Source organism: Bacillus nakamurai, from assembly GCF_001584325.1.
In the GTDB taxonomy this organism is placed as follows: domain Bacteria; phylum Bacillota; class Bacilli; order Bacillales; family Bacillaceae; genus Bacillus; species Bacillus nakamurai.
Genome location: NZ_LSAZ01000016.1, coordinates 1 through 13,698 on the forward strand (window position 1 = coordinate 1; position 13,698 = coordinate 13,698).

Consider the following 13,698-nt stretch of genomic DNA (forward strand, 5'->3'; position numbering starts at 1 on the left):
AAACGGGGGTCAGTCCCATTGTGAGGCGGACTTTTTTTATCAGCGGTTTTTATACTTAAAGTGGGCGTTAAGCTGTCCCTCGAGCATTTTATTACGGACCTGCGGGTCATTTTTCAGGGCCTGTTCTTTTTTGCGCATATCTTTTAAAATCTCCGCGGTTTGGACGCCGTCTTCCCGTTTGTTTGCAATATCCATAAGCCGCTCCACATCTGCAAAAGAATACTTTCGCGTTCCCCGCGAAGAGCGCTGCGGATAGATCAGTTTCCGTTCCTCATAATATCTGATCTGTCTGACTGACAATCCGGTTAATTCACTTACAATGCCGATCGAAATTACTTTTTTGTCTTTGTAAGATTGTTCGTCTGTCGTCATTTTTCCACCCCTGGATGTCTTTTACTCATATTATATAAAAAAAGAAGAGAAAAAACCTGACGCTTGTTAGGTTTTCTTACGTGTAATAGAAGATTTTAGAAAAAGCGCGGCAGAAAAATTAACAAGTTAGATGCACGGCCTAATATCCCGTTTTATGCTTGATTATACAGAAACAATGAGGAGGAAGGATATATGGGGGAAGAAAAAGCGGTCTTACTGGCAAAAGAAATTATAGAATTGGATATGAAACGGGATGAAATGATGGAGACGTTTATGCAGCTTGCCGGAGAACATGCTTTTCAATTGCTCAGATCCGTACAAAACGGGCTTTACCGAAAAACATCATAATCCACAGAAGCTTTACAAATGCTTCATACGTCATTGATATAAAAACGTTATCCTATTAACAGAATAACGCACAACAAAGGAGGGCGTCATGAGTCACTTGCTTCAAACCGCACTGGACAAAGAGAGAAGCCATTATTCAAAAAAATTGCTTCAGATCGGAGTTTATACAAAAGAGATCTTGAATTCGATGACGATTACGGAGCTAAGAAAGGAATACGCGTATTTTTTTCGGAACATTCCCTATAGAGAACGAGACCCTTATACAAATTAATTTATGTATAAGGGTATTTTTTATATAAAAAAGAAGGAATTCTGAAAAACAGCACGAATAGAATATAAAACAGAAACGACTCTTATTAATTGTAAGGGTTTACATTATTTTTTTATAAAAATCTTATATACGGGGTAGATATGATGAGATTATCGTTTAACGAAGAGGAAGTTATGCGTTCGATGAATTTGTACAAAGTTTTTGCAAGGGCTTTCAAAAGTGTGTCCGAACACAGTATCCGTGACAGCAAAGAGCATGGCTTTAATCCGACTGAATTTGCAGTGCTGGAACTTTTGTACACGAGAGGCCCGCAAAAATTACAGCAAATTGGGTCGCGCCTTTTGCTTGTCAGCGGGAATGTCACCTATGTCATCGATAAGCTTGAGAGAAACGGATTTTTAGTCAGAGAACAAGATCCAAAGGACAAACGGTCTGTTTATGCCCATTTAACTGATAAAGGAAACGAGTATTTGGATAAAATTTACCCGATTCATTCATTGAGAATTGCGAGAGCGTTTTCAGGACTTATGCCTGATGAACAAGAACAGCTGATAGCCCTATTGAAAAAAGCGGGCATCCACAGCCAGCATTTGCTGTTCCGTTAAACGAAAGCGGGAAACTGGCTTTCTTTCCTTCGCAGTGAAAACGAGCCGGGCACTCTCTGTATAGAGAGTGTTTTTTTCTGTCCGTGACGGTAGAGCCGGCAGCTTTTTTTGCATATGATGGAAAAGGATAGCATCATTATTTACCAATCATAATGTGACACACCTCATGCCAAAATATGAGGGTGCTTTGAACAATAAAGAAGGTGAGCGTGTGAGGAGCTGTCTGCTGTCCATTTGGTATATACTTGATCCGCTTTATTTCTTTTTTACCCGGCTGACGCTGATTGATAAACACCAATCCAATGTGTTTCGCGTCCGTTTAACAAGGTATAAAGGAAAAGAAGTTGTATTAAGCGACGGAACCCGGATTAAAAAGAACGATATATTAGTCAAGATTCATCTTCATAATGTCAAGCTCCTAAAAGAACTCCAGCATATTGAAAATGCGGTCAGAAGAGGGATTATGATATACCAAAAGGTTTATCAATCCATGCCTCATTTAGCGGATTATATTAATCAGCATAAACGAAAAGACGAGATAAAAGGCGTCATCGGCATCACAATGCTTCATAAGGGAGCGGCGAGGCTCGGCTTTGAGGTGATGAAACCGTCCAACGGATTTTACAGATTATTCAAGCAAGTGGCCCATATTCCGATTTTATATTTTACAACAAAACAATTCACCATCAAAAATATCCCTTATTCCTATTATTTAATGATTTCTAAAGAAAAACTGATGTGCACATATCAAGTTGAAAAGAGCTGACGGAAAAAAGTCAGCTCTTTTTCTTTATTTGCTGCAGCACCATTGAAAGCGGCTCGTCCTGCGGCTGGCGATAAAAGTCATAAAACGGGTCGCCATGTTTTTTTACACGTTCAACCACTGTGTCAATCGTATAATCATCAGGCGTCAACGATGTGTTTACTTCGTTCCAATATAGAGGGGCCGCGACGGTCCCTAGTTCATTGCCCCGTGTAGAATAGGGAGAAATAATCGTTTTCCCTTCGGCATGCTGTAAATAATCAAGATAAAGCCTTCCATTGCGGTTTTTTATAAACCGCTCTGTCGTAAAAAGGTCAGGATAGGTCCTGACGCAATAATCAGCAATGAGCATTGTAAACCGGCGGGTATCCTCATAAGTGAAAGCTTCCGGAGAAAGCGGGATGTAGAGCTGAATGCCCTTATTCCCGGACAGCTTCGGAAACGATGTGATGCCGAATGACTCAAACAGCTGTTTCAGCACATGCGCCGCCTGAACGGCCATAAGAAAATCATCCCGTGACGGCGGATCAAGATCAATTACGATTTCTGCGGGTCTTTCGCTTTGTATCGTTTGAAAAGGAACATGAAATTCCAGCGCCAGCTGATTGGCCAGCCATAAAAGAGTTGACATATCACTGCACACAATATGCTCATGGCTTCCGTCAAAAACGGATGAGATAAAGTCCGGCGTGTAATCCGGTTTGTTTTTCTGAAAAAAAGATTCTCCGGGCGCTCCGTGCGGATAGCGGATGACTGTGACTGCCCGGTCTTTCAGAAAAGGCAAAAGAAAATCGCTGATTTGAACGATATAGCAGATAAAATCCTCTTTCGTCTTTTCACGTTTTTTAAAAATGACTTTATCCAGGCTTGTGAATTGCAGCTTCGGGTGCAGTGTTTTTGAGTGAACAATAAGCTGCTTATAGGTACAATCCGTCCAATCCATACCGAACTGAAAGGAAACAAAGGAGACCTCCCGCAGCGTGTCCTGCAAAACGGTTAAATATTGGACGGTCATACAAATGGAAGGCTCGAGTGTATACTCGCCGGTCTTCAGCTTTTTTCCATGGGTCTCCATAATCGTTCTGACGGCGTTTTTTTCTTCCTCCTGCATGCCGTGGGAGACTGAGGCGACGGGCACGATCTCCCCGTCTTTTACAACCGATGCGGTCACATAGCCGTTTTTCGGATTAAATCCGGTTAACAAAACATGTGCCGTTTTCATATGCTTATATTTCTGCCAGTCAGGAGTCCGTTTGTTTTCCACCCATTTGCTGTTTGTTTTTTTCGCCACAATTCCTTCTCCGTCATGCCGGACAACTGTATGCCAAAGCGGGTCAAAATCAGCATGCTCGGGAATGTATTGAATCGCTTCTTTTGCCAGGTGATGAGGAGACGCGGGCAGTTTTGCCTCCGAAAGCAGATCAAAAAGCATTTTCTTCCGCTCAGAATAAGGAAAAGATGCCGTGCTTGATCCCGCTACTTCCAGCAAATCAAACGTAAGAAAGCGGCACGGCCGTTCAGCAGCCGTTTTTTTAATTGTTTCTGCACGTTTTAAACGCCCGCGGATTTGAATACGCTCAAAATCTGCCCGGTACGGATTGATCAAATAGACAAGCTCTCCGTCGAGCGTAAGGGGGAGCTTATCTTTCATCAGCTTAAAACATTGTGCGGCAAAGAAGGTGATTTCCGGAAATTGGCTGGTGAGCGGCTGGCCATTTCTGCTCGTTAACGTAACCTCCGCGGCACCTACATGGAGCAGACAGCGAAATCCGTCATACTTTACTTCGTAGCGCCATTCACTGCCCTCGGGCGGGAAGGAGGTCAAAATCGGCTGCATCGTCAGCACCATAACTATGACGTTCCGGAGGCTTTTTGCCGTGTGGTTTTCCGCTTTTTGCCCCCGCTGCCAGCAGGAGCAGCGTCTTTCGGCTGAGCGGGCGCGGCTTTTTCACGATTGGGCCGCTTTGTTCGATCAATGCTTGCCTGAAGGGCGCTGACGAGATCAATAACATCCTCGCGCGGACCTGCCGCAGCCGGGGTGACGCCCGCTTCCTGATGCTCCAGCTTATCATTAATTTTGGCGAGAAGGGCTTTGCGGTATGTGTCTTCATATTGTTCGGGATGAAACTCGGTTGTCAGCTCGTCGATTAAAGTAATGGCAGTCTGCAATTCCTTTTCATTTACATCCGTCTGATCCGGTACGCCTGGCACATGTCCCGCGCTTCTGACTTCATCCGGGTAATGAATGGATTCCATCACGATACAATTTTCATACACACGGAGAATGGCAAGCTGCTGCTTTGAACGGATGGTGATGGTGGCGATGCCGATTTTACCGGTCGTTCTCAGCGCTTCCCGCAAAAGCGTATAAGCTTTCGTTCCGTTGTCTCCGGGTCCGACATAATAAGAACGGTTAAAATAAATCGGGTCGATCTCTTTTAATTGAACAAAATCAACGATTTCAACCGCTTTTTCTTCGTGTTCCTGCTTTACTTCCTTCAGGTCTTCATCAGTCAAAATGACGTATTTTCCTTTTACATATTCATATCCTTTGACAATTTCGTCAGGACTGAGGCTTTTTTCGCAGCCGGTGCAGATTTTTTCATATTTAATCGGCGCGTGGTCTTCTTTATGAAGACTGCGGAATTTTACATCTTTATCTTCAGTGGCCGCAAAGAGTTTAACCGGAATATTAACGAGGCCGAAACTGATAGATCCCTTCCACATCGTATGCATGAATAAAAACTCCTTTTTGTTTTTATTGTGGATAGACGGCCTCGTTCCATGTGTAGCAACTTATGGGTGGTGCAGCGTTTCGGTAAGCAGCTGTTCGATTCCCTCAGGCGGCAACGGTTTGCTGAAGTAGAAGCCTTGCAGGAAATCACAGCCTTTTTCGTCCAAAAGCTTTTTTTGCATATCCGTTTCCACCCCTTCAGCAACGACGAGAAGGGAAAGCTGGTGGCCCATAGCAATAATGGCGCCGGTGATTTGTGCTGATTTAGGTTCTGTCTGGATATCATCTATAAATGATTTGTCTATCTTTAATCTGTGAATCGGAAAATCCTTTAAGTAGCTGAGAGAACTGTGGCCGGTTCCGAAATCGTCAATGCTTACACTTATTCCCAACTCAGTTAAAGCGGTCAGTACTTTTTTGCTGTGCTCGCGGTCCTCCATCGTCATGCTTTCAGTCACTTCGGCTTCGAGCAGCCGGGGAGGGAGACGATAGGCGGCAAGCGTTTTTTCAATAAAAGGAACAAGCTCCTCCGATTGAAACTGTTTAGCGGAAATATTAATGGCAACAGGCAGATCGTATCCTTTCTCGTGCCACTCCTTCGCCTGCCTGCAGGCTTCGGTTATAATCCACTTTCCGATGTCGATAATCAGTCCGGTTTCTTCTGCGACTTGGATAAAGTCCCCGGGGTTCTGCAGCTGTCCATCTGCTCCGGCAATGCGTAAAAGCGCTTCAGCTCCTGTTATTTTTTGATCGCGTGAGCTGTATTGGGGCTGATAATATAGGACAAACCTTTTTTTCTCAATGGCTTCTCTCAGCTCTATTTCAAGCTGCAGCTTTCTCGCTTCCATGTCACCGATTTGAACAGAGTAATATTTGTATTTGCTCTTGTTTCTGTCCTTACAGGCATACATCGCCATATCAGCCTTTTTCATCAGCTCCAGACCTTCCGTGCCGTCTTTTGGAGAAACAGCGATGCCGATGCTGACAGACGTGATTAATTCATGCTCCTGAATGATAAACGGTTTTTCAAATTGCCCAATGATCTGATGGGCCAGTCCGTCGATTTCACCGTTTTCCGAACGGGCATCGGTCAAAATGATAATAAATTCATCTCCGCCCAGACGGGCAATAAATCCATTTTCAGGAATGATGGAGGATAATCTCTCAGCCGCTAACTGAAGAAGCTTGTCACCGACATTATGGCCGAGAGCGTCATTAATGACCTTAAACCGATTCAAATCCAGAAAAAAAACGACAGTCGCATTTTCCATTGAATGCTCTTTATTCAGCACTTCTGTCAGGCGCTGGACGGCGTGCCGGCGGTTCGGCAAATCAGTGAGTGAGTCATAATGCGCCATGCGGTGAATTTCTTTTTCGGCTTTCCGCTGTTTTGTCATGTCTTTACAAATGACATATACACTGTCAAGGCCGTTATTGACCATAACTGGAATATAGGTCACATTAATATGAAACAGGCCGGCTTGTGTCGTAAGATCGGCATCTATGTGGAATGCCTGCTGTTCTTTTTTGACCTGTTTAAAATATGTTTTCATCTGTCTATTGATATGTTCTCTCCAATTTTGATCGTCCAAGCCGAAGCTGTGAATCATTTCGGCCCCCGCTTCGTTGGAGTAGAGCATTTTTCCTTCAGGAGAAAGGATGAAAATGGCATCAATATTGTGTTTAATCAAGGATTGGAAGCGCTGTTCATTATCTTTCATGCGCTCATTCTGCTGAAAAAATTTACGGTCGAAATGAGAGCTGAAATACAATAATGTTTGAAAACAAAAGATGATTAACGCAATAAAAATTGACCAATGGAACGAATGAATCTCCACACTGCTGCCAGGTTTTCGCATGTCCTCATGAAAGGATGCCGCAAACATCCCGGTATAATGCATCCCGGAAATGGCTGCGCCCATGCAGACGGAACTGATGATTTTATAGAAAAGAAGCTGATCGGTCGGCTTCTTAACGGCTAGATCGAAAAAAACGTTCAGCGATACAAAAGAAGCTGCGATCGCAATAAGGATAGAAAGAGTGAATAAAAACGGATCATACTTAATCATTACCCGGGAAATGGCCGACATTCCCATATAATGCATGAAAGAAATTCCCGATCCCATAAAAACAGACCCGGCAAACAGCCGGTTTATCGTTAGGATTTGCCGGCTGACGATATATAAAGCCGCAAAAGAACCCAGGATCGACGCAATAATGGAACTAAGAACCGGAATAATCTCGTAATGCATATTCATGTTCATATAAACCGCCAGCATTCCGATGAAATGCATCGACCAAATGCCGAAGCCCATGATGACTGAACCTGCAAGCAGCCACAATTTACTGTGAATTCCCGTTTTCAGCGTAACTTTCCTTGAAATTTCAAGCGAAGTAAACGCTGCGAAACAGGCGACAAGGATAGATAATACTACAAGCGGGATGCTGTAATGTACGTGTAATTCCAAATGCCGATTCCTCCCATTGTGTGCCGATCTGAAATGACTTTCATTTATATCGGCATGTCTTTAGAAACATTTCAGTCTCGAGATAAAGTAATCGTTTCATCCGGTGCATCTGTGTTAAAATCATTCTGAAGTTTCGCCAATAGAAGACCTATATGGGGAGTGATACTGATCGAAGATGTGATCCTATCGATGATAGAGGCGTTTAAGAGCTTATCCTACGCCGGAATTTTTTTGGCGCTGAGTATAGAATTCATCCCTGCGGAAATCGTTCTTCCGCTTGCAGGCTATTGGGTGTCCAGAGGAGATATGACGTTTGCCGGCGCAGTGTTTGCGGGGTCGCTCGGCGGTCTTTCCGGCCCGCTTGTCTTGTACTGGATCGGCAGATGGGGCGGACGCCCGTTTTTGCTGAAGTTTGGGAAGTATATATGGATAAAGCCCGAATCTCTTCAAAAATCGGACGAGTTTTTTCAAAAGCACGGCGGTTTTGTGGCTTTCAGCGGCCGTTTTTTACCCGGTGTAAGGACATTGATTTCATTGCCGTGCGGAATTGCAAAGATGAATGTCTGGGTATTTTCCCTTTATACATATATCGCCATGCTGCCCATTACTTACGTTTACGTTTATTTAGGCATGAAGCTCGGGGAAAATTGGAAAAGCGTCGGCTCCATTCTTGATCAATATATGCTGCCGTTCGGTATTTTCATTGTATTGCTGTTTGTTGTTTATATGCTGATGAGAAGAAAAAGCGGGATCAAAGCGGATTCTCGATATAATAAAAAAGTTAAGCATTGACAAACTTAGAAACAGACTTTATGATGAGCGTATAAACCAATATTTCTTGATATCCCAAAGGGGAGTAGCGTCCGGATTTTCCGGAAACAAAGTCGTCAATTCATGGATGATATCCATCGGCTTTGTTGGCATGCCAATCATTTCATGTCTAGCAAGACCTTTGCCTTATATCGGCAAAGGTCTTTTTTGTATGATAAAACCGCCGGTATAAGCTCGGATGAAAGAAAACGGAGAGGCGGAGGAATAAAATGGATATTGCGTTATTGTTGGAGTATGGCTGGGTTCTTCTCGTTTTAATCGGGCTGGAAGGGATTTTAGCGGCGGATAACGCGCTGGTGATGGCGGTGATGGTGAAACATCTCCCGGAGAAACAAAGAAAGAAAGCATTGTTTTACGGACTGGCAGGGGCTTTTGTCTTACGTTTCGGTTCATTATTCGCCATTTCTTTTCTCGTTAATGTATGGCAGGTTCAGGCGATCGGGGCCTTGTATTTGCTTTACATTGCCGTAAGCCACTTGCTGAAGCGCTATGTATACAAAAATGACGGCAAACAGAAAATCCAGAAAGAAAGCGGGTTTTGGGCGACTGTATTCAAAGTGGAGCTGGCTGACATCGCCTTTGCCGTAGATTCGATTTTAGCGGCGGTCGCGCTTGCCGTAACACTTCCGAAGACTCCGCTTCCAGCCATCGGAGGACTTGACGGCGGTCAGTTTATCGTTATTTTAGCAGGGGGAATCATCGGGTTGATTATTATGCGTTTTGCGGCATCCATGTTCGTTTCTTTATTAAAAACACGCCCGAGTCTGGAAACGGCGGCATTTGTGATTGTAGGCTGGGTAGGTGTGAAACTCGCTTTATACACTCTTGCCCATGAGGAAATCGATATGGTTTCCGCTCACTTTATCCATTCGGCGGCATGGAAGGTCACTTTTTGGACGGTTCTGGCGGCGATCGCGGCTGGCGGATGGTTTATGTCAGGATCAAAAAATCCGCAAGAGGAGAAGTATAAAGAAGAATCCGGCGGGAGAGAGCACGCGTAAAAGGGTTAAAAAAGGGAGTCCTGCTTTATCAAAGCGGAACTCCCTTTTTAGTTGAAACGCTTACAAACAAGACATATGATAACAATTTTATAACAGCATTGTTACAAAAAACGCACAGAAAACCCCCTTAATTCTAAATAAGGGCACGAAATCATGTATAGTGCGTCTTATTAGTTTGTCATAATTGAGACAAAAGAAATCGATTTCTCTTTTTCTTCCTTTGCGAATCCCTACTAAATTAGCTATGATTATGAGTAGTTATAGGGAGGAACTGAGGTGAAACCAGTGCTTAGCCTTTTGTTTAAATTGGGAAAAAAGAAGCAAACGCTTGAAACATCTGTTGAAAAAATACAAAAAGGCGACAAAGATCTGCAGAATGATTTAATACAGCAATATAAGCCTTTTATCGCGAAGACGGTTTCATCCGTTTGTAAACGATATATAGATGAAAAAGACGACGAATTCAGCATCGGACTGATCGCGTTTAACGAAGCCATTGAAAAATATTCGGCTGAAAAAGGAAATTCGCTGCTTGCATTTGCAGAGCTGATTATAAAAAGAAAAGTAATAGATTATATAAGAAAAGAAGCAAGAGCCGCTCAGCATATCAATATAGATGTGCAGGAGGGCGATGATCAGGAGTCTTCTCAAAGTCTGATCGAGGCAGAGCTTTCCATCGATGAGTACCGCAAACAGATTGAACAGGAACAGCGGCGGGAAGAAATTCTTTTTTTTCAAAAGCAGCTGAGAGAATACGGATTGTCTTTTAAAGAATTGCTTGAGCAATCGCCAAAGCATACAGATGCGAGGCAGAATGCCATTAAGGTTGCCTATACGCTTGTGGAAAATGAAGAATTGGCAGCCATTCTTCACCAGAAAAAACAGCTTCCGGTCAAACAGCTGGAGCAGCTTGTGTCGGTCAGCAGAAAAACGATCGAGCGGAACAGAAAATATATCATTGCCATGAGCATTATTATTACCGGTGATTATATTTATTTAAAAGATTATCTTAAAGGGGTGTTGCACTCATGAGAAGAGGGATCATTGTAGAGAAAAATAAAAAATTCGTCACGTTGCTAACCCCTGACGGACAATTTTTAAAAACAAAAAATGATCACCGTACTTGTGAAATCGGAGAGGAAATTACGTTTTCAGGCGAAACGCGTATGGGCAGAAGGGCCAGCTTTTTTGATTTTCTGAAACTGCGCCCTTTCAAATTGGGAGTTTTTACAATGACAGCTATTATCTTATTTATTTTAATCATGCTCCCGATTTTTTCTGATAACAAAGCATACGCGTACATGACGCTTGACATTAATCCGAGTATTGAAATGGCGTTAAACAGCAAATATGAAGTCATTGAGCTGACACCGCTGAATGATGATGCCAAACAGGTCATCAATGATATCGGGGATTGGAAAAGCAATGATTTTAAGGATGTCATCAGTGCTATTATTACCGATTGCAGCAAGCATGGATATGTAAAGGAATCAAAAGAGATCTTAATTTCCACGGTTTATGAAAATTCAGATGACCATACATATAAAACAGGCGTTAAAAAACAGCTGGCCGACGTAACGAAAAAATATAAAGACACCTACCATCTGGAATCTCTTGAATCAGATATGGAAACAAGGGAAAAAGCGAAACAGGAAGGAATGTCAACAGGCAGCTACATAAGAAGAAATGAAAAGAAAACAGAAGAAGGCCGGCCCGAAAAGAAAACGGACAGCAATGAAACCGAACATCAGAACACCGGGACAGACACTGATCAAACAGAGCAGCCGGATGCAGATAAACCGGCAGCGGACGATCAACAAAATACTGATGGAGAAATGAAAACAGAGCAGCCGGAAAGCAATGAAACTACTGACACAGATGATCCGAATCTAAACAGCCAGGACGACAATCAAGGAAAAGACACAAATGTAAATTCTGGATCAGAGGAAAAAACACAGAAGGAACAAGATGGGGAAACAGAGCAAACCCCAACACAAGATCCTCAAGAAAACGGAAATGACAAAGGGTATCAACAAAGGTATTATAATCATCGCTGGAATCAGGACCGCAGTGAACACCGCGAATCCTATCACCGGCATGAAGATGCGTCAGACCGCCGGAATCCGAATGGGTACCGGCACGGCTGGGAGAATGCTGATAAACATCAAAATTCGCCGAGAAATCCCGGCGAATAAGCTTTATTATTGAGTTTTCCCGTTTAATTGTGATTGTGCCTGCTGCACAAGCCGTTTTGTCATTTCCCCGCCCACAGAGCCGTTTGCGCGTGCTGCTGTATCAGAACTAAGGTTCACGCCGAATTCTTGAGCCACTTCGTATTTAAATTGGTCGAGTGCCTGCTCAGCCCCTGGAACTACGAGTTTATTTCTGCTCGCCATCTTTTTCATCTCCTTTTCTCTGGCAAGATTATTTACGCGTCTTAGTTTCAGGCAGAATCGTCCCCATTATGCTGGCAATTGTTGTGTGCGTTAAAAAACCCCGTTAAAAGGACCGGGGCTGAAAGCATCTTTTATAAAAAATGGCTTGTCATTTTGTAGGCGGTTGCCTGGATGTGGAATGTCAAAACGGAGAGCACCGTAACGGCGATAATGGTTTTTATTTTTTTCCATTGTTCGTTTCCGAGTTCATTAAAGCAGCCGCGTAGCTTATCCGTCTGCTGTTCAACAAGATCCTGCAGGCTTGTCTCTTTCATCGGAGGACTGTCCTTGTGGTGAATATCATCGATAACCTGAGCGCAGCTTTCATAATAGCTGATCGGGCTGATGATGTCATCGGACCGGTCTGTAATGGTATTGAAGGCAATCTTTAATATGACGCGGATATGTTCAAAGTCATAAATTGATTTTAAATCACGTACAATGAGAAGAATAACAGCTTGTTCAATCGAATATTTTTTTCCTAATTCAGGATGGCCGATTAAATCTTTAATATCGCGTTTCACCCAATTTTGGACAGCCGTTGATTTTAAAGACGTCAGCTCGCACAAGTTGCCGAGCTCGACAATCTCGTTGGTTGAAAGCCCGTATTCTCTCTTCTCTTTTTTTCGCTCAAATCTCGTGAGAAACTCAGGAATGTGAAGGTGGCTCTCCGCTTCATCTAACGTCATATTTGCTGATTTTATTAAGATTTGGAGAGGACTTGTATCTCCTTGGCCTTTTAACGCATAAAGAAGCCGGACCATGTCAGTTCGGGTCAGTTTAAAAGTATTCATTGTTCACCTCTGATTACGTGTTCACTTTGTTAAATCGCTGAGAAATACATTATCATCATACGTCGAAATTGTTGCATTTTCAAACAGATCATATATAATTTGATTAAATAAGTTCTTTTGATCTTAAAATGACGGAGGTTATTATGGCAAAAAGAATATTTCTGTTTATTTTAACGAATATTTTGGTTATTACGACAATCGGGATTGTGCTAACGATCATTTCAAGCGTCACCGGTGTTGGCTCGTATATACAAAATGGCCGGGTTGATCTGACGGCATTACTCGTCTTCAGCCTTGTCGTCGGTTTTGTCGGTTCCTTTATTTCACTTGCTATGTCCAGATGGATGGCAAAAACAATGATGGGTGTCAGGGTGTTAGACCCGAAAAAACAATCACTCAGCTATGAGGAGCAGCAATTGGTTGACCGCGTGCACAGGCTGTCCCGTTCCGCAGGTTTAACGAAAATGCCTGAGGTCGGCATTTACAATTCTCCTGAGGTCAATGCCTTTGCAACCGGGCCGTCTAAACGCCGCTCACTCGTTGCGGTTTCCTCAGGGCTCCTGCAGCAAATGGATGATGCTGCGGTAGAAGGGGTTCTTGCCCATGAGGTCGCGCACATTACGAACGGTGACATGGTTACGATGACGCTGTTACAGGGAATCGTCAATACATTTGTTGTATTCCTTTCCCGTATCGCGGCATGGATCGCAAGCCGGTTTGTAAAAGAAGATCTTGCGCCGGTCGTCCACTTTATCGCGATGATTGTGTTTCAGATTATCTTTTCCATACTCGGCAGTCTTGTCGTCTTCGCGTACTCACGCCATAGAGAATTTCATGCAGACCGCGGAGGAGCCGATCTTGCCGGTAAGGATAAAATGATTCACGCCCTGCGCACGCTTAAATCTTATACAGCCCATGTGAACGAAGAAGACCAGACGGCGGTGCAAACCTTAAAGATCAACGGGAAAAAGCATTCGTCCCTGTTCTCTACTCACCCTGACCTGGATGAAAGAATTCGCAGGCTGGAAGCGAAATAATGTCAAAACCTCTGAACCCGGGGGACTGACCCCATAGAG

General features: G+C 43.5%; 15 protein-coding genes. 9 read left to right on the forward strand and 6 right to left on the reverse strand.

Annotated elements, in window-relative coordinates; translation table 11 throughout:
* Window positions 1-39: 39 nt before the first annotated feature.
* A complete protein-coding gene (tnrA, locus tag AXI59_RS09405) occupies window positions 40-372 on the reverse strand; it encodes a MerR family transcriptional regulator (protein ID WP_061528032.1) in 333 nt (110 codons plus the stop codon).
* Window positions 373-564: 192 nt separating this feature from the next.
* Here tnrA and AXI59_RS19755 point away from each other — a divergent pair, with 192 nt between their 5' ends.
* The 4 genes from AXI59_RS19755 to AXI59_RS09420 all read left to right on the forward strand — a co-directional run bounded on the left by AXI59_RS19755 (window position 565) and on the right by AXI59_RS09420 (window position 2,362).
* Window positions 565-720 (forward strand): hypothetical protein, encoded by a 156-nt coding sequence (locus AXI59_RS19755; RefSeq protein ID WP_156476254.1) that lies wholly within the window; start codon window positions 565-567, stop codon window positions 718-720.
* 88 nt (window positions 721-808) lie between these two features.
* Window positions 809-991, forward strand: coding sequence for a hypothetical protein (locus AXI59_RS09410; RefSeq protein WP_061528033.1), 183 nt, complete (start codon window positions 809-811; stop codon window positions 989-991).
* A gap of 140 nt (window positions 992-1,131) precedes the next feature.
* Entirely contained in the window at window positions 1,132-1,596 is a 465-nt protein-coding gene (locus AXI59_RS09415) for a MarR family winged helix-turn-helix transcriptional regulator (protein ID WP_156476255.1), read from the forward strand.
* Between the two features lie 211 nt (window positions 1,597-1,807).
* Window positions 1,808-2,362 (forward strand): YkoP family protein, encoded by a 555-nt coding sequence (locus AXI59_RS09420; protein WP_061528040.1) that lies wholly within the window; start codon window positions 1,808-1,810, stop codon window positions 2,360-2,362.
* 10 nt (window positions 2,363-2,372) lie between these two features.
* On the opposite strand, the gene AXI59_RS09425 is transcribed toward AXI59_RS09420, so the two are convergent.
* Genes AXI59_RS09425 through AXI59_RS09435 form a run of 3 tightly spaced genes read right to left on the reverse strand, consistent with a single transcriptional unit; the run spans window position 2,373 to window position 7,561 of the window.
* The gene (locus AXI59_RS09425; RefSeq protein WP_061528034.1) at window positions 2,373-4,208 is read right to left on the reverse strand and encodes a DNA ligase D; all 1,836 of its coding nucleotides are present in this window, start codon (window positions 4,206-4,208) and stop codon (window positions 2,373-2,375) included.
* A gap of 2 nt (window positions 4,209-4,210) precedes the next feature.
* A complete protein-coding gene (gene ku / locus AXI59_RS09430; RefSeq protein ID WP_061528035.1) occupies window positions 4,211-5,095 on the reverse strand; it encodes a non-homologous end joining protein Ku in 885 nt (294 codons plus the stop codon).
* A gap of 60 nt (window positions 5,096-5,155) precedes the next feature.
* Entirely contained in the window at window positions 5,156-7,561 is a 2,406-nt protein-coding gene (locus AXI59_RS09435) for a bifunctional diguanylate cyclase/phosphodiesterase (RefSeq protein WP_061528036.1), read from the reverse strand.
* A 189-nt stretch (window positions 7,562-7,750) separates the two neighbouring features.
* Here AXI59_RS09435 and AXI59_RS09440 point away from each other — a divergent pair, with 189 nt between their 5' ends.
* The 4 genes from AXI59_RS09440 to AXI59_RS09455 all read left to right on the forward strand — a co-directional run bounded on the left by AXI59_RS09440 (window position 7,751) and on the right by AXI59_RS09455 (window position 11,588).
* On the forward strand, window positions 7,751-8,353 hold the full coding sequence (locus tag AXI59_RS09440; protein WP_082791753.1) for a DedA family protein: 603 nt from the start codon (window positions 7,751-7,753) through the stop codon (window positions 8,351-8,353).
* 248 nt (window positions 8,354-8,601) lie between these two features.
* Window positions 8,602-9,393 carry a TerC family protein gene (locus AXI59_RS09445; RefSeq protein ID WP_061528037.1) on the forward strand — a complete coding sequence of 264 codons (792 nt, stop codon included), beginning with the start codon at window positions 8,602-8,604 and terminating at the stop codon, window positions 9,391-9,393.
* 276 nt (window positions 9,394-9,669) lie between these two features.
* Window positions 9,670-10,425: an RNA polymerase sigma factor SigI gene (sigI, locus tag AXI59_RS09450; RefSeq protein WP_061528038.1), complete on the forward strand. Its 756-nt coding sequence runs from the start codon at window positions 9,670-9,672 to the stop codon at window positions 10,423-10,425.
* The gene (locus tag AXI59_RS09455) at window positions 10,422-11,588 is read left to right on the forward strand and encodes an anti-sigma-I factor RsgI family protein (protein ID WP_061528039.1); all 1,167 of its coding nucleotides are present in this window, start codon (window positions 10,422-10,424) and stop codon (window positions 11,586-11,588) included. The genes sigI and AXI59_RS09455 overlap by 4 nt, the downstream gene beginning before the upstream one ends.
* A gap of 6 nt (window positions 11,589-11,594) precedes the next feature.
* Here the strand turns inward: AXI59_RS09455 and AXI59_RS09460 are convergent, their stop codons facing one another.
* Together AXI59_RS09460 and AXI59_RS09465 are read right to left on the reverse strand one after the other, a co-directional pair.
* Window positions 11,595-11,789, reverse strand: coding sequence for an alpha/beta-type small acid-soluble spore protein (locus tag AXI59_RS09460; RefSeq protein ID WP_061523521.1), 195 nt, complete (start codon window positions 11,787-11,789; stop codon window positions 11,595-11,597).
* A 131-nt stretch (window positions 11,790-11,920) separates the two neighbouring features.
* Window positions 11,921-12,622 (reverse strand): DUF1836 domain-containing protein, encoded by a 702-nt coding sequence (locus AXI59_RS09465; RefSeq protein ID WP_061523522.1) that lies wholly within the window; start codon window positions 12,620-12,622, stop codon window positions 11,921-11,923.
* Window positions 12,623-12,765: 143 nt separating this feature from the next.
* Here AXI59_RS09465 and htpX point away from each other — a divergent pair, with 143 nt between their 5' ends.
* Entirely contained in the window at window positions 12,766-13,659 is an 894-nt protein-coding gene (gene htpX, locus AXI59_RS09470; RefSeq protein WP_061523523.1) for a protease HtpX, read from the forward strand.
* Window positions 13,660-13,698: the final 39 nt, after the last annotated feature.